The 20,481-nt window shown below is 70.4% G+C and carries 17 protein-coding genes and 1 pseudogene; 15 read left to right on the top strand and 3 right to left on the bottom strand.

The window, feature by feature from the left end; all coding sequences use genetic code 11:
* From ACFE8Y_RS14940 to ACFE8Y_RS14880, 13 genes are all read left to right on the top strand, one after another.
* On the top strand, positions 1 to 555 hold a 555-nt coding region (locus ACFE8Y_RS14940; RefSeq protein ID WP_375465175.1), incomplete at its 5' end, for a cbb3-type cytochrome c oxidase subunit I.
* A 249-nt stretch (positions 556 to 804) separates the two neighbouring features.
* Entirely contained in the window at positions 805 to 1,749 is a 945-nt protein-coding gene (locus tag ACFE8Y_RS14935) for a heme o synthase (RefSeq protein WP_375465174.1), read from the top strand.
* Entirely contained in the window at positions 1,749 to 1,928 is a 180-nt protein-coding gene (locus ACFE8Y_RS14930; RefSeq protein ID WP_375465173.1) for a hypothetical protein, read from the top strand. The genes ACFE8Y_RS14935 and ACFE8Y_RS14930 overlap by 1 nt, the downstream gene beginning before the upstream one ends.
* Entirely contained in the window at positions 1,928 to 2,530 is a 603-nt protein-coding gene (locus ACFE8Y_RS14925; protein WP_375465172.1) for a cytochrome c oxidase assembly protein, read from the top strand. Before ACFE8Y_RS14930 ends, ACFE8Y_RS14925 begins: the two co-directional genes overlap by 1 nt.
* Before the next feature lie 123 nt (positions 2,531 to 2,653).
* Positions 2,654 to 3,511: a cytochrome c oxidase subunit 3 gene (locus tag ACFE8Y_RS14920; protein WP_375465171.1), complete on the top strand. Its 858-nt coding sequence runs from the start codon at positions 2,654 to 2,656 to the stop codon at positions 3,509 to 3,511.
* Positions 3,512 to 3,652: 141 nt separating this feature from the next.
* Positions 3,653 to 4,018 carry a DUF983 domain-containing protein gene (locus ACFE8Y_RS14915; RefSeq protein WP_375465170.1) on the top strand — a complete coding sequence of 122 codons (366 nt, stop codon included), beginning with the start codon at positions 3,653 to 3,655 and terminating at the stop codon, positions 4,016 to 4,018.
* Positions 4,015 to 4,785 carry an SURF1 family protein gene (locus ACFE8Y_RS14910; protein ID WP_375465169.1) on the top strand — a complete coding sequence of 257 codons (771 nt, stop codon included), beginning with the start codon at positions 4,015 to 4,017 and terminating at the stop codon, positions 4,783 to 4,785. Before ACFE8Y_RS14915 ends, ACFE8Y_RS14910 begins: the two co-directional genes overlap by 4 nt.
* 66 nt (positions 4,786 to 4,851) lie before the next feature.
* Positions 4,852 to 5,265: a DUF4864 domain-containing protein gene (locus tag ACFE8Y_RS14905; RefSeq protein WP_375465168.1), complete on the top strand. Its 414-nt coding sequence runs from the start codon at positions 4,852 to 4,854 to the stop codon at positions 5,263 to 5,265.
* Between the two features lie 70 nt (positions 5,266 to 5,335).
* A complete protein-coding gene (thrC, locus tag ACFE8Y_RS14900; protein WP_375465167.1) occupies positions 5,336 to 6,748 on the top strand; it encodes a threonine synthase in 1,413 nt (470 codons plus the stop codon).
* A complete protein-coding gene (locus ACFE8Y_RS14895; protein WP_375465166.1) occupies positions 6,745 to 8,040 on the top strand; it encodes a M16 family metallopeptidase in 1,296 nt (431 codons plus the stop codon). The genes thrC and ACFE8Y_RS14895 overlap by 4 nt, the downstream gene beginning before the upstream one ends.
* Before the next feature lie 233 nt (positions 8,041 to 8,273).
* Positions 8,274 to 11,147 carry an EAL domain-containing protein gene (locus ACFE8Y_RS14890; protein WP_375465165.1) on the top strand — a complete coding sequence of 958 codons (2,874 nt, stop codon included), beginning with the start codon at positions 8,274 to 8,276 and terminating at the stop codon, positions 11,145 to 11,147.
* 335 nt (positions 11,148 to 11,482) lie between these two features.
* A complete protein-coding gene (locus ACFE8Y_RS14885) occupies positions 11,483 to 11,941 on the top strand; it encodes a hypothetical protein (RefSeq protein WP_375465164.1) in 459 nt (152 codons plus the stop codon).
* A 41-nt stretch (positions 11,942 to 11,982) separates the two neighbouring features.
* Entirely contained in the window at positions 11,983 to 12,912 is a 930-nt protein-coding gene (locus ACFE8Y_RS14880; protein ID WP_375465163.1) for a ferredoxin--NAD(+) reductase, read from the top strand.
* Positions 12,913 to 13,506: 594 nt separating this feature from the next.
* Here ACFE8Y_RS14880 and ACFE8Y_RS14875 read toward each other — a convergent pair.
* A complete protein-coding gene (locus ACFE8Y_RS14875; RefSeq protein ID WP_375465162.1) occupies positions 13,507 to 16,044 on the bottom strand; it encodes a glycogen/starch/alpha-glucan phosphorylase in 2,538 nt (845 codons plus the stop codon).
* 321 nt (positions 16,045 to 16,365) lie between these two features.
* On the opposite strand from ACFE8Y_RS14875, the gene ACFE8Y_RS14870 reads away from it, so the two are divergent.
* Complete coding sequence (locus ACFE8Y_RS14870; RefSeq protein WP_375465161.1) at positions 16,366 to 17,955, top strand: alpha-amylase family glycosyl hydrolase; 1,590 nt, start codon at positions 16,366 to 16,368, stop codon at positions 17,953 to 17,955.
* Between the two features lie 205 nt (positions 17,956 to 18,160).
* A complete protein-coding gene (glgA, locus tag ACFE8Y_RS14865; RefSeq protein WP_375465160.1) occupies positions 18,161 to 19,675 on the top strand; it encodes a glycogen synthase GlgA in 1,515 nt (504 codons plus the stop codon).
* Positions 19,676 to 19,839: 164 nt separating this feature from the next.
* Here glgA and ACFE8Y_RS14860 read toward each other — a convergent pair whose 3' ends face one another.
* Positions 19,840 to 20,091 (bottom strand): hypothetical protein, encoded by a 252-nt coding sequence (locus ACFE8Y_RS14860; RefSeq protein ID WP_375465159.1) that lies wholly within the window; start codon positions 20,089 to 20,091, stop codon positions 19,840 to 19,842.
* 238 nt (positions 20,092 to 20,329) lie between these two features.
* Positions 20,330 to 20,481, bottom strand: a pseudogene (locus ACFE8Y_RS14855) (oxidoreductase); the annotation flags it as partial.

Raw genomic sequence — 20,481 nt, 5'->3', positions numbered from 1 at the left:
GCGATGCACTGGGCGGTGGGCTTCATCTTCCTGTTCACGGTCGGCGGCGTCACCGGCGTCGTGCTCGCCAACTCGGCCGTCGACAAGTACCTGCACGACACCTACTACGTCGTCGCGCACTTCCACTACGTGCTCTCGCTCGGAGCGGTGTTCATCATCTTCGCCGGCATCTACTACTGGTTCCCGAAGATGACCGGGCACATCATCCCGGAATGGGCGGGCAAGCTGCACTTCTGGCTGGCCTTCATCGGCGCGAACGTCCTGTTCTTCCCGATGCACTTCCTCGGACTCGCCGGCATGCCACGCCGCTATGCCGACTACCCGGAGGCGTTCGCGGGCTGGCACAAGGTCTCGACCTACGGCGGGCACATCTTCGGTCTCGGCATGATGGTGTTCGTGATCGGCGTGATCCTGGCCTTCCGCTCCAAGGAGCAGGCTGCGGACAACCCGTGGGGCGAGGGTGCCACGACGCTGGAGTGGACCCTGTCCTCGCCGCCGCCCTTCCACCAGTTCGAGACCCTTCCCCGGATCGTCGACGAGCCGGGCCACCACTGAGACGGGATGCGGAGGCCGCCCTGCGCGGCCTCCGCCCTTCCCCGGTCCCTTCGGTTCGCCGAAGGGTCCCGGCAAGGGCGGAAACGAAGACCCTGACGGAGCGACGCGGTGCGGCTCCGGCCCTTCCCTCCGGGCGTGGCACGTCCGGTTGATTGGAAATGTTCCGGTTCGCGTCTTGCGGCGAACGGAGCGGGACCTTCGCGGCCTTACGGGCCTCGGGCGGTCCACAGCAGAACGGTTTCGGTAGCCATGACCACCCTGTCAAACAGTCTCCCCGTCGGCGTTGCACCGATCTCGGTCGTCGGCGGCGACGTGCCGGACTTCTTCGCCCTGCTGAAGCCGCGGGTGATGGTGCTGGTGATCTTCACCGCGCTCGTCGGCATGGCCGTCTCGCACGGACACGTCCCACCGGCGGTCGCCGTGATCTCGCTCCTGATGATCGCGGTCGGCGCGGGCGCGTCGGGCTGCCTCAACATGTGGTGGGACGCCGACATCGACGCGATCATGACACGCACCGCCAAGCGCCCGATCCCGGACGGACGCATCCGGCCGGACGAGGCGCTGGCCTTCGGCCTCGTGCTCTCGGTCGGCTCGGTGATGGTGCTCGGGCTCGCCGCGAACTGGCTCGCCGCGGGGCTCCTGGCCTTCACCATCGTGTTCTACGCGGTGATCTACTCGATGTGGCTGAAGCGGGCGACCGCGCAGAACATCGTCATCGGCGGTGCCGCCGGTGCGCTGCCCCCGGTGATCGGGCAGGCCGTGGTCTCCGGTTCCGTCGGCATCGAGTCGCTGGTGCTGTTTGCCATCATCTTCATCTGGACGCCACCGCACTTCTGGGCGCTGGCTCTGGTCAAGGCCGGCGAGTACGCCAAGGCCGGCATCCCGATGATGCCGAACACCGCCGGCCCGCAATCGACCCGCCGCCAGATTATCTACTACACCCTGGTGCTCGCTCCGCTCGGCCTCGTGCCGGTGGCGCTGGGCTTTGCCGGCCTGCTCTACGCGGTCGTCGCTGTCCTCGGCGGTGTCGGCATGCTCGCCTTCAGCGTCCAGGTCTTCCGCAACCGCGAGGGCGAGGCCGAGAAGCGGGCGGCGATGGGGATGTTCGGCTTCTCGATCCTCTACCTGTTCGTCCTGTTCTCGGCGCTGCTGGCCGAGCAGAGCCTCGGCCTGTTCCGCCCGGTCCTCGCCTGATGGCCAACGATCCGCACGGGTTCCCGAAGATCGCGTACCGCGCGCTGACGCCTGAGGAGGAGGCGCGCCGGCGCAAGCGCTCGCTCGCCATTGCGCTGGCGCTCGGCGCCATGGTGGTGCTGTTCTTCGTGCTGACCATCGCCAAGCTCGGACCCCAGATCCTCAACCGGCCGCTGTGATGACGCCTCCGCCTTCCAACCGGAACGCGCTCCGCACCGCCATCGCCTGTGGCGGCCTCGCCCTCGGCATGACCGGCCTCGCCTTCGCATCGGTGCCGCTCTACGACGCGTTCTGCAAGGCCACGGGCTACGACGGCACGCCGCGGCAGGGGCCGGCGCTCGCGGGCTCCGCCGGGACCACCGGGAGCATGGTGGTGCACTTCGACACCAACGTCGCGTCGACGCTGCCGTGGAAGTTCCGCGCAGAGTCCCGCAGCGTCGAGGCGCGACTCGGCGAGGCCAAGACGGTGTTCTTCCAGGTGAGGAACACCGGCACGACGCCCTCCACGGGCGTGGCGACCTTCAACGTGCAGCCCGGACTGATGGGCGGCTACTTCGTCAAGATCGAGTGCTTCTGCTTCAAGGAGCAGACCCTCCAGCCGGGCGAGACGCTGGACGTGCCGGTGGTGTTCTACATCGATCCGGACGTGCGCAAGGATTCGAACACCGCACACCTCTCCGAGATGACGCTGTCCTACACCTACTTCGCCTCGAAGAACGGCGAGCCGGTCACCGCCGCCCTCGCGACGACGGGTCCCACGGGCGACAAGCGGGATTTCTGAGGGCGAAGCGTGACAACGGGCGGCCCGGTCCGCTAAGGGTCGGACGAGCCTCACGGGTGAGTTCGCTCACCGCGAGGGCCGATGACGGCGCAGGGCCGAAGCGGTCGAGGAGAGACGGGTACGATGGCCGAGGCGCACGCCAAGAATCACGACTTCCACATCCTGAGCCCGAGTCCGTGGCCGCTGCTGGGTGCCTTCTCCGGCTTCCTGATGGCCTTCGGCGCCGTGTTCTGGATGAAGAGCCTCCAGATCGGCACGCTCACGCCCGGCCCCTACGTCTTCGGCGCGGGTGCGGTCGGTGTGCTCTACACCATGTTCGCGTGGTGGAAGGACGTGGTCCACGAGGCCAATGCCGGCGATCACACCCGCGTGGTGCAGCTTCACCACCGCTACGGCATGATGATGTTCATCGCCTCCGAGGTGATGTTCTTCGTCGCGTGGTTCTGGGCCTACTTCGAGGCGGCGCTCTACACCGCCGACCCGATCCAGGCGTCGCGCGTCGGCTTCACCGGCGGCGTCTGGCCGCCCAAGGGCGTCGAGGCCTTCGATCCCTGGCACCTGCCGCTCCTCAACACCCTGATCCTGCTCACCTCGGGCACCACCGTGACCTGGGCCCACCACGCTCTGCTGCACGACGACCGCAAGGGCCTGAAGTACGGGCTCTGGCTCACGGTCGTCCTCGGCATCCTGTTCTCCGCCTGCCAGGGATACGAGTACGCCCACGCGCATTTCGGATTCGCCGGCAGCATCTATGCGTCGACCTTCTTCATGGCCACGGGCTTCCACGGCGCCCACGTCCTCATCGGCACGATCTTCCTCGCGGTGTGCCTGTTCCGGGCCTACGCCGGCCAGTTCACCGTCAAGCAGCACCTCGGCTTCGAGTTCGCGGCTTGGTACTGGCACTTCGTCGACGTGGTGTGGCTGTTCCTGTTTGCCGCGATCTACGTCTGGGGCTCGGGCGCCGGCCACGGCGCGCATTGAGGCTTGCATCCGGTCGGATGCGGGTGAGGATTGCGCGAAGGGCGGCTCCGGCCGCCCTTTTTCGTGTCCGGATGCTCATATCCCCGGGTGCGGGCACCGCACGTCGCGTCATCCGTCATCGCCTCGCGAGGAGCACGCATCTTGAAGCGCTACACGCCACAAGCACCCATCCCCACGGGCCTGCGCGGCCGCTGTCCGCGCTGCGGCCAGGGGCACCTGTTCCAGGGCTTCCTGACCGTGCGCCCCGCCTGCGAGGCGTGCGGGCTCGACTATTCGAGCTTCGAGTCGGGGGACGGCCCGGCCTTCTTCGTGATGACGATCGTCGGCCTCGTGGTGGTCGCCCTCGCCCTCTGGATGGAGATCACCTACGAGCCGCCGATGTGGGTGCACGCCCTCGTGGCCGGCTCGCTCTCGGTGGGCCTGAGCCTCATCCTGGTCCGGCCGCTGAAGGGCGTCCTGCTCGCCCTGCAGTACAGCAACAAGGCCGAGCAGGGGCGCTTCAGGTGAGCGCAAGCGAGGCCGCTCCGCGCACGGGCTCCGGTGCTTGGCGCGACCTGATCGCGCCCGGCCTCTCGGCGCTGCTGGCGCTCGCCGTCCTGCTCGGCCTCGGCGTCTGGCAGCTCGCGCGTAAGGGCGAGAAGGAGGCGCTGATCGCGCGGATCGTCTCGCGATCGACGGCCCCGCCCGTCGCGCCGCCGGCCGACTGGAACCCGGCGCGCGACGAGTTCGAGCACGTGCGCGTCACGGGGCGCTTCCTCAACGACCGCGAGACGCTGGTCCACGGCCTCGCCGCCGGCGAGACGCCGGGCCGGGCGTTGCAGGGCTACTACGTGATCACGCCGTTCGAGCGCGCGGACGGCGGCCTCGTGCTGGTCAACCGCGGCTTCGTGCCGACCGAGCTGAAGGTGCAGGCCGATCGCCGCGACGGCCTCGTCGACGGCGGCACCACCGTCGTCGGCCTGCTGCGCGCCAGCGAGGCGCGCACGATGTTCGTGCCCGCGCCCGACCCGGCGCGCGGCGAGTGGTTCAACCGCGACGTGCCGGGCATCAGTGCCGCGCGCGGCCTGACCGACGCCGCGCCCTACCTGATCGAGGCCGACGCCGTGCCCGGGCAGACGACGTGGCCCCGCGGCGGCCAGCTCCGCGTCGACCTGCCGAACAACCACCTGCAATACGCCTTCACGTGGTTCGGCATCGCGCTTTGCCTGCTCGGCGTGTTCTCGGTGTTCGCCTGGAAGCGCCTGCACGAGCCGGAGCCGGCGGGCGGCGCGTGAGCGCACCGGCTTGCGGCCCCCGTGCCGCGGGCTACACTCCGGCACGACTTCCGCGGAGCGATCCCGATGCGCGCATGGCCGGCCCTCCTCCTCGCCCTCGCGATGACCCCCGCGCACGCGGCCGACGACGGGGCCCGCGAGGCGGCGCGCGCCGCCATCGCACGCCAAGCCGACGCCCTGGGGCGCGACGATGCGGCCGCGGCCTACGCCCAGGCCGCGCCCGGCATCCAGGGGATGTTCCCGAGTGCGGACATCTTCCTCGGCATGGTGCGCAACAACTACCGGCCGGTCTACCGCCACCGCAGCTTCGTCTTTGGGCAGGGGCGTGATCTCGGCGAGGCGGCCCTGTCGCAGGATGTCGCGATCCAGGACGAGGACGGCGTCGACTGGACCGCCGAGTACAGCCTGGAGCGAGGCGACGACGGGCAGTGGCGCATCAGCGGCTGCCGGCTCGTGAAGGCCGAGGGCACGAAGGCCTGATCCGTCGCACCCGATCTTCGACACGTCCGGCCTCATCGTGTAGACGGGGCGCCTTCCCCCGGAGGCCCCCTTGCTGCACGTCTCGACCCGCGGTTCGGCCGCGCCGCTCTCGTTCTCGGATGCCCTGCTCGCGGGGCTCGCCCGCGACGGGGGCCTCTACGTTCCCGAGAGCTGGCCGACGGTTCCGAGGCCGGAGATCGCGGCGCTCGCGGGCAAGCGCTACGCGGACGCGGCCAAGCGCGTGCTGCGCCCGCTCATCGACGGCGAGATCGCCGCCACCGACCTCGACCGCATGATCGAGGCGGCCTACGCCGGCTTCCGGCATCCGGCGATCTGCCCTCTGGTGCAGCTCGACGACAACCTGTTCCTGCTGGAGCTCTTCCACGGCCCGACGCTCGCCTTCAAGGACGTGGCGATGCAGCTCCTCGGCCGGCTGATGGACCATGTGCTCCGCGCCCGCGGCACCCGCGCCACCATCGTCGGCGCGACCTCGGGCGACACCGGCAGCGCCGCCGTCGAGGCGTTCCGCGGGCTCGACCGGGTCGACGTGTTCATCCTGTTCCCGCACGGCCGGGTCTCGGAGGTGCAGCGGCGCCAGATGACCTCGGTCGATGCGGACAACGTCCACGCGCTGGCCGTCGACGGCAATTTCGACGATTGCCAGACCCTCGTCAAAGCCATGTTCCAGCACGCCGGCTTCGCCGACGCGGTGAGGCTCGCGGGCGTCAACTCGATCAACTGGGCGCGGGTGGCCGCGCAGGCGGTGTACTACTTCACCAGCGCGGTCGCCCTCGGGAGCCCGCACCGCGACGTGTCCTTCGCGGTGCCGACCGGCAACTTCGGCGACGTGCTCGCCGGCTGGGTCGCCAAGCGCATGGGGCTGCCGATCGGGCGGCTGATGATCGGCACCAACGCCAACGACATCCTCGCCCGCACCCTGGAGCACGGCGCCTACGCCCTGCGCGGGGTCGAGGCGACGACCTCGCCCTCCATGGACATCCAGATCTCCTCGAACTTCGAGCGGCTGCTGTTCGAGGCGCTCGGCCGCGACGCGTCCTCCGTCAGCCGGTTGATGGCCGGCCTGAAGCAGTCCGGCGGCTTCACCCTGGACGCCCCGGTGCTGGACGCGATCCGCTCCGAGTTCGACGCCACCGCTGTCGCCGAGCCGGACGTGCTGGACGAGATCGCGCGGACGCACGCCAGCACCGGCATCGTGCTCGATCCGCACAGCGCCATCGGCGTCCGCGCCGGCCGCCGCCTGCTGCGGCAGGACCCGGCGACGCCGGTGGTGGCGCTGGCCACCGCGCACCCGGCGAAGTTTCCCGACGCGGTGAGCCGCGCCACCGGCGGCCTGCGCCCGGCGCTGCCCCCGCACCTCGCCGACCTGATGGACCGGCCTGAGCGCATGACCCGGATCGCCAACGATCAGTCGGCGGTGGAGGCCCTGATCCGCGATCGCGCCCGCATCACGAGGGGCGCATGAACCGGCACTTCGCCACGCACGCCGCCTCGCCGGACCTCCGCGTCACGGTGCTCGACAACGGCGTCACCGTCGCCACGGAAGCCATGCCGGGGGTGGCCACCGCGACGCTGGGCGTCTGGGTCGGCGCCGGCTCGCGCCACGAGCGCACGGACGAGGGCGGGCTGTCCCACCTCATCGAGCACATGGCCTTCAAGGGCACCCGAACGCGCTCGGCGCAGCGCATCGCCGAGGACATCGAGAACCTCGGCGGCGAGATCAACGCCGCGACCTCGGCCGAGGGCACGAGCTACACCGCCCGCGTGCTCGGCGAGGATGTCGGCACGGCGCTCGACGTGATCGGCGACATCCTCACCGATTCCGTGTTCGATGCGGGCGAACTCGCCCGCGAGAAGGGCGTGATCCTCCAGGAATACGCCGCGATCGAGGACACGCCGGACGATGTGGTCTACGACGCCTTCACCGAGGCCGCCTTCCCCGACCAGCCGATCGGCCGGCCGATCATCGGCCGCCCCGAGACCATCCGCAGCTTCGGCGAGGCCGGCATCCGCGCCTACCTCGCCCGCGAATACACCCCCGACCGGATCGTGGTCGCAGCCGCCGGCGCCGTGGAGCACGCGGCGATCGCGGCCGCCGCCGAGCGCCACTTCGGCGCGATGCCGAGAGGCGCCGCCCCCGAGGCGATCCCCGGCGTCTACGGCGGCGGCGAGCGGCGCATGCCGAGGAAGCTCGAACAGGCCAACCTCGTGATCGGCCTGCCCGGCCTGTCGTTCCGCGACGCGGGCTACTACGCCCTCCACATGTTCGCGCAGGTGCTCGGCGGCGGCCTGACCTCGCGACTGTGGCAGGAAGTGCGCGAGACCCGCGGGCTGGCCTACGAGATCCAGGCGTTCCACTGGCCGTTCTCCGATTGCGGCCTGTTCGGCATCGGGGCCGGCACCTCCGGCGCGGATCTGCCCGAACTCGTCGAGGTGACGCTGGCCGCGACCGCGCGCGCCGCCCGCGACCTCGATGCCGTCGAGATCGCCCGCGCGAAGGCGCAGCTCAAGGTCTCGCTGCTCTCGGCGCTCGAGACCCCCGGCGGGCGCATCGAGCGGAATGCCCGGCAACTCCTCGCTTGGGGCCGGGTGATCCCGGCCGGCGAGGTGATCGCTAAGGTCGATGCTGTCACCGTCGAGGACGTGCGCGCCGCGGGCCTGCGGGCGCAGTCCGGCGCGCCGACGCTCGCCGCGATCGGCCCGATCCGGAAGCTGCCGTCGCTGGACCGGATCGCGGCAGCCCTGCGCGCGGCCTGACCCGCGCGCGGCGGAGCGTCCGCGAGACGAGGTCCCGACTGGAGGCAGCAGCGGAAACTTGTTTTGGCCTCAAAGGCGAGCGATCCCCGCCTGCCACGAACCTGCGGCGGGAAGCGGTGGGCACCGCCCCTCGCGGCTCGCTCGCAATCCTGCTCCAGGTTAAACCCGTCTCTACGCCTGCGCGGAACCTGAGCCGTCTTCGCTGCCGCCTGTCCGGCCGGAACACTCGCCCCTTGCGCATCCTCGCCCTTCTGCTCGCACTGCTGGCCGGCCTCCTGCTCGCGGGCGTGCCCGCGCGGGCCGTCGAGGCGGTGCGCGTCACCCTCGACGCGCCGGTCATCGACCTGACGGGCACGATCGAGCGCTACCGCTCGGACGGCGATCTGATCCAGATCTCCACGGCGCCGGGCAAGGACGGCATCGTGCGCCGCATCGTGGTCAAGGCCCGCGACGCGGGTGCCCGCCCGGACTGGATGGTGTTCGCGCTCACCAACGACACCGACGAGCAGATCGACCGCATCCTCGTCGCGCCGCACTTCCGGCTGGTCGATTCCGGCGTGGTCTGGCCCGATCTCGGCGGCTCGCGCATCGCCGCGATCACCGCGAGCCAGGGCATCCGGCCCGAGCGCGACGAGAACCCGGAGGCCGACCAGTTCGTCATCACCCTCGATCCCGGCACCACCGTCACCTACGTCGCGGAACTCCGCGGGCCCAACATCCCGCAGGTCCATCTCTGGGACCAGGACGCCTACCGCAAGAAGAACGCCGGGCTGACGCTCTACAAGGGCATCATCATCGGCATCAGCGGCCTGCTCGCCCTGTTCCTGACGATCGTCTTCGTGGTGAAGGGCGCGATCATCTTCCCCGCGGCCGCCGCGCTCGCGTGGTCGGTGCTGGCCTACGCCTGCATCGATTTCGGTTTCCTTCAGCGGGTCTTTCCCGTGGCGGAGGTGGCCGAGCGGGTCTACCGGGCGTCGGCCGAGGCGGTGCTGGCCGCGACGCTGCTCGTCTTCCTGTTCGCCTACCTGAACCTCTCGCGCTGGCACGTGCGCTACAGCCACGTCGCCTTCTTTTGGCTGACGTTCCTCGCCGGCCTCGTCGGGCTGGCCCTGTTCGACCCGCCGGTGGCCGCCGGCGTCGCGCGCATCTCGATCGCGGCGGTGGCGGGCGTCGGCCTGCTGCTGATCGCGTATCTGGCCGCCCACAACGGCTACGACCGCGCCATCCTGCTGGTCCCCACCTGGACGCTGCTCGTGGTCTGGGTGACCGCCGCGGGCTTCGCGGTGACCGGCCAGATCGGCAGCGAGGTGGCGCAGCCGGCCCTGATCGGCGGTCTGGTGCTCATCGTCATGCTGATCGGCTTCACGGTGATGCAGCACGCGTTCAGTGGCGGCGGCCTCACCCACGCGCTGGTCTCGGACACGGAGCGGCGGGCGCTGGCGCTGACGGGGGCCGGCGACGTGGTGTTCGACTGGGACGTGCCCGGGGACCGGGTGTTCGCCGGCCAGGAGATCGAGGGGCAGCTCGGCCTCAAGCGCGGTGCGCTGGAGGGCCCGGCCGCCAACTGGCTCGGACTGCTCCACCCCTTCGACATCCAGCGCTACTCGGCGGTGCTCGACACCGTGATCGAGGAGCGCCGCGGCCGCATCGTCCACGACTTCCGCCTGCGCACCTCGGGCGGCGCCTACTACTGGTACCGCCTCAAGGCGCGGCCGGTGATCGGGTCCGACGGCGAGGTGATCCGCGTCGTCGGCACCATCAGTGACGTCACCGAGGTCAAGACCGCCGAGGAGCGCCTGCTGCACGACGCCGTCCACGACAGCCTCACCGGCCTGCCCAACCGCGAGCTGTTCGGCGACCGCCTCGATGCGGCCATCGCCTTCGCCAGCCAGGACCCGCGGCTGAAGCCGACGGTGATCGTGCTGGACATCGACCGCTTCAAGGGCATCAACGACGCCATCGGTCTGTCCGCCGGCGACTCGATCCTGCTCACCCTGTCGCGCCGCCTCGGGCGGCTGCTGCGCCCGCAGGACAGCTTGGCGCGGGTGGCCGGCGACGAGTTCGCGGTGATCCTCCTCTCCGAGCGCGAGGCCGACCGCATCCTGTCGTTCGCCGAGATGATCCGGCGGGCCATCGCCACGCCGATCACCTACGCCGACCGCGAGATCTTCCTCACCGTCTCGATCGGGCTGGCGCTGCACGAGACCGGCGCGAGCCTCAAGCGCGACGAGGTGTTCAAGAACGCCGAGGCCGCGATGGTCCAGGCCAAGCGCGGCGGCGGCGACCGCATCGAGGTCTTCCGCGCCGACATGCGGGCCGAGCGCCCCGACCGCCTCATGCTGGAGGGCGACCTGCGCCGCTCGCTCGAGCGCAACGAGATGAAGGTGCTGTTCCAGCCCGTGGTCCGGCTGGAGGACCGCACGGTGGCGGGCTTCGAGGCGGTCCTGCGCTGGGACCACCCCAAGCTCGGGCGCATCCCGCCCGCAACCTTCATGCCGGTGGCCGAGGAGAGCGGCTTCGTGGTCAACCTCGGCATCTTCGCGCTGGAGCGCACGGCATTGGAACTCGCCGCGTGGCAGCGGTCGCTGGAGGTCGATCCGCCGATCTTCGCCTCGGTCAACCTGTCCTCGCGGCAGTTGCTGCGCCACGACCTCCTGCACGACGTGAAGACGGTGCTCGCCCGCTCCGGCGTGCTGCCGGGCTCGCTCAAGCTCGAACTCGCCGAGAGCCTCGTGATGGAGAACCCGGAATATGCGGCCCAGATGCTGACCCGCATCCACGACCTCGGCGCCGGCCTGTCGCTCGACGATTTCGGCACCGGCTACTCGGCGCTGTCCTACCTCCAGCGCTTCCCGTTCGACACGATCAAGATCGACCAGTCCTTCGTCCGTCAGATGGCGGCGGGCAAGACCGCGATCCTGCGCTCGATCGTGCGGATGGCCAACGAACTCGGCCTCGCGATCGTCGCCGAGGGCGCCGAGTCGGAAGCCGACGCCCAGGCGTTGGCCGACCTCGGCTGCGACTACGCCCAGGGCCACGCCTTCGGCGAGCCGATGACGATGCTCCAGGCCCGCGAACTCGTCGGCGCCGCCCCCGAGGCCGCCTGATCGAGGCCGGATCGTCCGTCTGCGGATCGTGCGGCGCGGGATGTCCGTCAGCCGTGTGCAGCCATGCGTCCTCACGCGCCCGCGGGCTAGGGAGACTGGGCGATGAGGCTCCGGGACGGCCGCGTGCCCGTGCGGATTTGCTCCCGGACAGTACGGACCGCCCATCGATCTGCCGGGCGCCGGTACGGCAGGATGCAGGATCTGCTTGTCTGTCTTGAGCAGGGATGGATGCGTCCCCGTCCTCATTTAAGTCTCCCTTAACCATGCCCGCACAAGGTTGTGTGGAGAAGGCGGGCCGCGTCGCGCGATTCCGTCCGGGCGGTTGGAGAGCGGTGATGGCCGAGGCGGTGAGGCAGTTTCGCGAGGCTGGCGGCTCCGACGTGGTGCGTCGCCTGCTCGCGCGCCCGATCCGGCTGGACCCGCCGCGCCCGCCGATGCGGCTGGCGGCTTCCGGTCCGTCGGCCGCTGAGCGGGACGGCGACGCTCCGGCGGATGCCGCCGTCGCTGCAACGGACTTCGACACCCGCGACGAGGAACCCGGCGACGGCTTCGAGGACGCCGGGTCCGCGATCGTCTCCGAGGATGGCGAGGCGGAACCGGAGCACGACGCCGTCGTCGCCCGGCTCCAGGCCGAGATGGCCTTGATGAAGGCGATCCTCATGGCCGAGCGCGCGGAATCCACCGCGCTCCGCGCCCGGATCGAGCCCGAGCCGGACGCGCTCGGACCCGAGGCCCGGGCGACCCGCGATCGATGGGCCGGCATGGTCGACCGCATCCTGCTCGCCAAGCGCTGATCGCCGCCCGGTGACACGCGCATGACACTCGGGAGACGACCATGAGCGCGCGCTGCTCGCTCGTCGTCAACGGCAAGTCCGTGCGCGTCTCCACCGGCGACACGCCCCTCGAGGCGGCGCTCGCCGACGGGATGATCGCACCGGTGCAGGCCGTGCATGGGGCGATCGTTCCCGGCCAGGGCGCAAGTCCCGGCGCGCGTCGGGCCCAGGCGCGGCGGGACCGCCCGGACGCCGTCAAGCTGTCGCTGCCCGCCGCTCCCGTGCTCCTGACGCAGCCGGACGAGCCGGCGCCGGCCGTTGCGACGCGTACCGGCACGGTCACCGAGGTGACGGCGCTGGCCCCGCACGTGGTCGAGGTGGTGGTGACGCTCACCCGCCGGCTGGAACTGGAGCCCGGGGCACAGGTCGCCCTCGCCCTCGACGGCGTCGGCCTGCGCACCGTCAGTCCGACGCTGCGCGTCGATGGGTCGGCGGAACTGAACGAGCTCGTGTTCCATCTTCCGCGCGACGACGACGGCTGGTCGCTCGCCGATGCCCTGCCCCTCGATGCCGAGGTGAAGCTCAGGGGGCCGGTCGGCCGGTCGCAGTACCGACCCGGCGGGGGGCGCCTCGTGCTGGTTGCGGCCGGTTGCGGCTTCGGGCCGGTCTGGTCGATCGCCCGTGCCGCGCGCTACATCGAGTCGGAGCGCGACATCTGCCTGATCGTCGGGGCCCGCGATCCCCTCGACCTCTACATGCGCGCGTGCCTCGACTGGCTGCGGGCGACCGGCGTCGGCCGCCTCGTCCTCACCGCCGATCGAAGCCGGCAGCGTCCGCCGGACGTGCGACCGGGTCCGCTGACCGCCCACCTCCCGTCGCTCCGCGCCACCGACGTGGTCCACGTCGCGGGCGACAGCTCGACGGTCGGCGCGGTGCAGGTACTGGCGGCCTCCGTCGGAGCGCGCTGCTACCCGGTTCTGATCGAGACGTAGGGCACGGCGTTCTTCGGCAGGCCCCTGCGCTCGATCCCCCCTCGCGCGGCCCGACCCCTGTCCCGCAGGGGCTTGCGGATGCACACATCGCTTCACGCGATCCGGGAAGAGCGCGGGTCCCCACACCCTTCGCGGGAGAGGGACAGGGTGAGGGATGAGAACTGTCCGGATACGGCACGCCCCTCACCCCAGCCCTCTCCCATCCAAGTCGGGCCTGCCCGACTTGGACATCTGAGTTGCACATCTCGGGCAAGCCCGAGATGAGTGGGGAGAGGGACCGCCCGGCGCTTCGCCCAATCCACGCAGCACCGGTCTCATATGGTTTCCGGGTGATGAGTGCGGTTGCGTGCGCTCCCTTCCCCCTTTGCGGGGGAGCGTGGCCCTCGCGTCAGCGAGGGTCGGGTGAGGGGAGCGCGCTGTCCGGACCCGTCGCTCCCCTCACCCGACTTAGCTCGCGGGCCACCCTCTCCCGCAGAGGGGAGAGGGAAGGACGCGCGGGTTACGGGGTGCGCCGCCCTCGAAGCATTCAGCCGGAAACCGTATCACACGGAGGCTTAGAGCAAGGGCAGTGAGCGCGAGCGAACCGGAATTGCCCTAGCCGAGTTTCACGCGCCAGATCTCGTCGGCGTACTCGCGCATGGAGCGGTCCGAGGAGAACCATGCCATCCGGGCGGTGTTGCGGACCGCCCTGGCCCACCAGCCGGCCGGGTCCGCCCAGGCGATGTCGATCTCGCGCTGAACCCGCCAGTAATCATCGAAATCGACGGTGAGCAGGTACTGGTCGCGGTGGCGCAGGTCGTCGGTGAGCGGTCGGAAGCGGTTCGGCTCCTCCGGCGAGAACCGGCCCGAGGCGATCATGTCCAGCGCCGCCGCGAGCCGGGGCGAGGCCTGGATCGCCCTCTGCGCGTAGTTCGGCTCCGCCATCCGCGCCTGCACGCCGACGGCGTCGAGGCCGAAGATGAAGATGTTGTCCGCACCGACATGGTCGCGGATCTCGATGTTGGCGCCGTCCAGCGTGCCGACCGTGAGCGCGCCGTTGAGCGCCAGCTTCATGTTGCCGGTCCCCGACGCCTCCATGCCGGCGGTCGAGATCTGCTCGGAGAGGTCGGCCGCCGGGATGATCGCCTCGGCGACGCTCACCGAGTAGTTCGGCAGGAACACCACCTTGAGCCGGTCGGCCACCTCCGGGTCGTCGTTGACGGCCTTGGCCACGTCGCAGGCGAGCTTGATGATCAGCTTGGCCTGGGTGTAGCTCGGCGCCGCCTTGCCGGCGAAGATCTTGACCCGCGGCGTCCAGTCCCTGTGGGGCTCGGCCTTGATCGCCTGATAGAGCGCGACCGTCTCCACGACGTTGAGGAGCTGGCGCTTGTACTCGTGGATGCGCTTGATCTGCACGTCGAACAGCGCGGACGGGTCGACCGCGATCCCGGTGCGCTCGGCGATCAGCGCGGCGAGCGCCTGCTTGCGGCCGTACCGGACGGCGGCGTAGCGCGTCACGAAATCCGGGTTCCCGGCGAACGCGTCGAGGCCGCGCAGCAGGCCCGGATCGTCGAGCACCCCGCGGCCCACCGCCTCGACCGCGAGCTTGGTCAGGCCGGGATTGGCGTTGTGGAGCCAGCGGCGGAAGGTGATGCCGTTGGTCTTGTTGACGATCTTCTCGCCGTCCAGCGCGTGCAGATCGCGGAACACCGTGGATCGCATCAGGTCGGTGTGCAGCGCCGAGACGCCGTTGACCCGGCGCGCGCCGTGGAACGCGAGGTGCCCCATCCGCACCCGGCGCCCCTGCGCCTCGTCGATCAGCGAGACCGAGGCGAGGTGCGCCGCGTCGTGGCGGCCGTGCCGGCCCTGCTCCTCGAGGTGCATCCAGTTGATCAGGTAGATGATCTGCATGTGGCGCGGCAGCAGCCGCTCCATCAGCTCCACCGGCCACGTCTCCAGCGCCTCCGGCAGGAGGGTGTGGTTGGTGTAGTTGAGCGTGTTGGTGGTGACGTGCCACGCGTCCTCCCACACGAGGCCGTGATCCTCCAGGAGGATGCGCATCAGCTCGGGCACGGCGATGGCCGGGTGGGTGTCGTTCAACTGGATCGCGGCGTGGTCGTGCAGCGAGCGGATGTCGCCGCGCTCGGCCACGTGGCGCCGGACCAGATCCTGCAGCGAGGCGGAGGTGAAGAAGTATTCCTGCCGCAGGCGCAACTCCTGACCGGCGGTCGAGGAATCGCTCGGGTAGAGCACCCGCGAGATCGCCTCGGCGCGCATGCGGTTCGCGACAGCACCGACGTGATCGCCGCCGTTGAACTGCGCCAGCTCGACGGGCGCCTCCGCTTCCGCCTTCCACAGGCGCAGCGTGTTCACGGTCTTAGCCCGCCAGCCCACCACCGGAACGTCGTGGGCCACCGCCAGCACCGTCTCAGCCGGGTGCCAGTGCCGCCGGATCACGCCGTCGGACACCGCCGCCATGGTGACGTGCCCGCCGAACCCGATCGCGTAGGTGGCCTCCGGCCGGACGAACTCCCAGGGGTTGCCCTCGGCGAGCCACGTCTCGGGCGCTTCGCGCTGCCAGCCGTCCTCGAAGGTCTGGCGGAACAGGCCGTGGTCGTAGCGGATGCCGTAGCCGACCGCCGGGATGCCGATGCTGGCCATGCTCTCCATGAAGCAGGCGGCCAGCCGCCCGAGGCCGCCGTTGCCCAGCGCCGCGTCGGGCTCGGCGCCCTCGACCGTGCCGAGATCGACGCCGAGGCCCCTGAGCGCCTCCCGGGTCGTCTCCACGAGGCCGAGGTTGTTCATCGCGTCGGACAGCAGGCGCCCGATCAGGAACTCCAGCGACAGGTAGTAGACCCGCTTGTTCGGCACCGATGCATCGGCGGCGCGGCCGGCATCGACGATCCGGTCGCGCAGCGCCAGGGCGGTCGCCGCGAACCAGTCGCGCTCGCGGGCGGTCTCCGGCGTCTTGCCGATCGCGTAGGCGAGCTTGGCGCGGATCGCGTCGCGAAGGTCCGCGACGGCGTCGCCGGAGGCCGGCCGCGCCGGTTCGCTCCACGCGACAGGACTGCGCGGCGGCGCGGCCACGGTCCCATCGGCGGCGTCCGCCCGATCGTCCCCGGGCGCGGGGGCAGTAAGAGCATCCTTCAGCACGTGCATTCCCCCATCATCGGCGCCGGCGCGTGATCGCGTCTCGGAAGCGCCCTCCGCGGCCTTCGGCGTTGATCGGCCCTTGGTCCGGAGCCGACGATCCTGTGGCTGCTCACCGGTCTTGTCGAGGCGTTGCTGGGTCATGGACCTGCCGGTGCAAGCGATGTGCCTCGCGATTGTGTCTTGAAAGACACGAAAACGAGGCTGACAGCCAAACGCGACAGGAGTTTGTCACACAGCGTTGAACGGTGTCTGAATTTCCCCCCGGTCGCACCCGGCGCGTGACGCGGCTGACGCTGACCTGGGAACAGCGGGGAGAAGCCCATGTCCGGCATGGTCTGGTGGAAGCGCGGCGCCGTCTATCAAGTCTATCCGCGCTCGTTCCAGGACACGAACGGCGACGGGATCGGCGATCTGCGCGGCATCACGGCCCGGCTCGACCACCTCGCCTGGCTCGGCGTCGACGCCGTCTGGATCTCGCCGGTCTATCCCTCGCCGATGGCCGATTACGGCTACGACGTGGCCGATTACTGCGGGATCGACCCGTTGTTCGGCACGTTGGCGGATTTCGACGCGCTGATCGCCGAGGCGCACCGCCGACGGCTCAAGGTCATCCTCGACTTCGTGCCGAACCACAGCGCGATCACGCATCCCTGGTTCGCGCAGAGCCGGTCGTCCAGGACGAACCCGCGCCGCGACTGGTACATCTGGCGCGACCCGGCCGCCGACGGCGGACCGCCGAACAACTGGCTCAGCAACTTCGGCGGGCCGGCCTGGACCTTCGATCCGGCGACGGGCCAGTACTACTACCACGCGTTCCTCGGCGCGCAGCCCGACCTGAACTGGCGCAACCCGGAGGTGCGCGCGGCGATGCACGGCGTCTTGCGCTTCTGGCTCGACCGCGGGGTCGACGGGTTCCGCGTCGACGTGATCTGGCACCTGATCAAGGATGCGGGGTTCCGCGACAACCCGGAGAACCCGGGCTACGCGCCCGGTCAGCCGGAGATCAACCGCTTCGCGCAGGTCTACTCCGCCGACCGCCCCGAGGTGCTCGACGTCATCGCCGGGATGCGCGACGTGCTGCGCCTCTATGGCGAGCGGGTGCTGATCGGCGAGATCTACCTGCCGATGGATCGGCTGATGGCCTATTACGGGCCCGGCCTGTCGGGCGCGGACATGCCCTTCAACTTCCAATTGATCCAGACCCCGTGGACCGCGCAGGCCGTCGCCGACCTCGTCGAGACCTACGAGGCGGCGCTGCCCGATGGCGGCTGGCCGAACTGGGTGCTCGGCAACCACGACCAGCCGCGGATCGCCGCCCGCGTCGGGCCGGACCAAGCGCGCATCGCGGCGATGCTGCTGCTGAGCTTGCGGGGCACGCCGACCCTGTACTACGGCGACGAGATCGGGCTCGCCCACGTCGCGATCCCATCCGACCGCGTCCGGGACCCGTGGGAGCAGAACGAGCCCGGGCACGGACGCGACCCGGAGCGAACGCCGATGCAGTGGGACGGCGAGGCCGGGGCCGGCTTCTCGACGGTCGAGCCCTGGCTGCCGCTCTCGCCGGATGCCGCGACCCGCAACGTCGATGCGATGCGCGACGCGCCGGCCTCGATCCTCACCCTGTACCGGCGCCTGCTGGCGCTCCGCCGCGAGCACGCCGCGCTCGCGGTCGGCGCCTACCGCGCCATCCCGCTCGGGATCACGGCGGTCTTCGCCTACGAGCGCTCCGACGGGGACGCGACCCTGTGGATCGCCCTCAACTTCGGGAACGCGGCGCACGAGATTCCGCTGCCGGGGGCGGATCGCTGGACGATCCTGCTGTCGAGCCGCGGCGATCGATCCGGCGAGGCCGCTCACGGCCGCGTCGCGCTCGGGCCCGACGAAGGGCTCATCTTGCAGAAGGCGCGATAATGCCGGGCACGCGATCCAGCTCGACACGACGCAATCCATCGATTTTGCCGCAGTGCAATGCGATGAACAGGAAATTAACGATGTCAGCGGCATAATTTGTGCGTCGCAGCGGAACCGACGGGGCGCGAAGGCGTTGGCAATGTCAATCTCTAGTGCGGGCTTGTCGGTGCATCAGGGCCGAACCGCACGACCCGGGAACGCATCGATGGTGTCGATCGTCCGCTCGTCACGACCGGCCCCGGCGCCGGTCCAAGGGTTCATCGATCCTCGCATCACGCTTCAGCCACGCATCCTCTACGCCACGCCGGAAATGGCGGACTTCGTCAAGACGGGCGGCCTCGGTGAGGTCGCGGGTGCCCTCCCTCGCGCCCTGCGTCGGCGCTACGACGTGCGCGTGCTGATCCCCGGCTACCGGCAGGTGGTTGACGCGTTTCCGACGATCCCGATCGTTGCCCATCTTGCAGGCTTCGCCGGCGTTCCGCCGTGCGATCTTGGCCTCGTCGAGACCGGTGACGGGCTGCGCATCTACGTGCTGCTCAGTCCCGACCTGTACGAGCGCGACGGCACGCCCTACGGCGATGCTGCCGGTGACTTCCCGGACAACGACCTGCGCTTCGCGCGGCTGAGCTTGGCCGCCGCCGAGATCGCGCAGGGGATCGATCCGGCCTGGGCGGCCGATCTCCTGCACCTGAACGATTGGCAATCGGCGCTCGCACCGGCCTACCTCGCGTGGCGGCGGGTGCGGGTGCCGAGCGTGCTGACGATCCACAACCTCGCCTATCAGGGGCTGTTCCCGCAGGACAGCCTCGCCCGCCTCGGGATGCCGGACCACGCCTTCCAGGTGAACGGGGTCGAGTTCTACGGACAACTCTCCTTCCTCAAGGCGGGCCTGTTCTACGCCACCCACGTCACCACGGTGAGCGAGACCTACGCCCGGGAGATCCTCACCCCGGAAGCCGGGTGCGGGCTCGACGGGCTGCTGCGCACCCGCGCGGCGCAGGGACGCTTGGCCGGCATCCTCAACGGCATCGACGAGAGCTGGGACCCCCGCACCGATCCACACCTCGCCATCCGATTCGAGGCCGACGACTGGAAGGGCAAGCGCGCCAACGCCGAATCGGTACGGCGCCAGTTCGGGCTCGCCGTGTCCCGAGGCCCGCTCTTCGCCATCGTCTCACGGCTGGTGCATCAGAAGGGCATCGACCTCTCCATCCAGGCGGCCGAGACCATCGTCGCGGAAGGCGGTCAGCTCGTGGCCATCGGCCAGGGCGAGGCGCGCTTCGAGGATGCCCTGCGCGGCTTGGCCCGACGCCACCCGGCTTCCGTCGGCGTCCACGTGGGATTCGAGGAACGCGACGCGCGGCGGATGTTTGCCGGCAGCGACTTCCTCCTGATGCCGTCGCGCTTCGAACCCTGCGGGCTGGCGCAGATGTACGCCCAGCGCTTCGGCTCCCTGCCGATCGTCCGCCGCACCGGCGGTCTGGCGGATACGGTGGAGGACGGCATCACCGGCTTCACCTTCGCCGATCCCTCGCCGCGGGGGTTTTCCGGCGCCGTCCGCCGGGCGCTCGACACCTTCGCCCAGAAGAAGCGCCTCAACGCCATGCGCCGCACCGCGATGGCGCGGACCTTCGGCTGGGACGACGCGGCCGCCAATTACGGCAGCCTGTACGGCCGTGCCTTCGGCAATGGCGCGGCCCTGCGCTGGCGCGCGGCGTAGGTCGAAGTAGGCGTCTCGGCCCTTCACCGGCGCGCAGCCACCCACGCTGAGCGGATCGAAGCCGTCGCTGCGGCGGGTGGTAGTGGGCAAAATCGTCGAGGTTCGAGCCCTCGGGCCGCCACCCGGTATCGCGAGGCCGGGGCGCGCGCCCGAGCCTTCCGACATCAATTGTAGGTATCCAGCACGGTCGGGCGAGCATCGGCGTCGCGTCCTGCCTCGCCGACCGACCCGGTCACCTGCGCGAGGACATCCGCCAGGGCTCGGATCTTCTCGCGCGCCTCGCCCTCGATGTCCGCCCGCGTCCGGTCGTTCGTCGGGACCGTGACGACGCCGGTGATCCGTCCGTGATGGGCAAGAAGGGTGAAGTTGAATCGTCCGTTGCGGCTGCGGCGGATGAGGAAATGCGGCTTCGCCAAGACACCGGCTCCCGTCAGCGACCAACGTGTGTTCGGTCTGTGTACGGACCCGTGCGCCCAAAAGTTTCCGCGACCTCTCCACACCCGACGCGCCTTCAAACCGGCACGCTGCGGCAGGGCTGCGTTGCCGCGACGATCGACGCCGCGAAGGAGCCGGAACGACGGGCCGGTAGCCCGCCGGCCCACGCCCATGCCGTGGCGGGCCTTTGATCGCCGCGCTCCGCACGCGTTGCAAGGATCAGCGCTGGCCGAAGGCCGCGTCCTTGAACAGGTCCTTGTACTCCCTCGGCTGCGAACGCCAGTACTGCTTCGGGGCGCGTACCCTCTCGCCGAGCTCGGCCGCCGCGTGCCAGGGCCAGCGCGGGTCGTAGAGCATCGCGCGGGCGAGCG

It is taken from the genome of uncultured Methylobacterium sp. (genome assembly GCF_964242245.1).
Taxonomy (GTDB): domain Bacteria; phylum Pseudomonadota; class Alphaproteobacteria; order Rhizobiales; family Beijerinckiaceae; genus Methylobacterium.
Note: the sequence above shows the minus strand (reverse complement) of the source record. Positions and strands in the feature narration are given on the sequence as shown.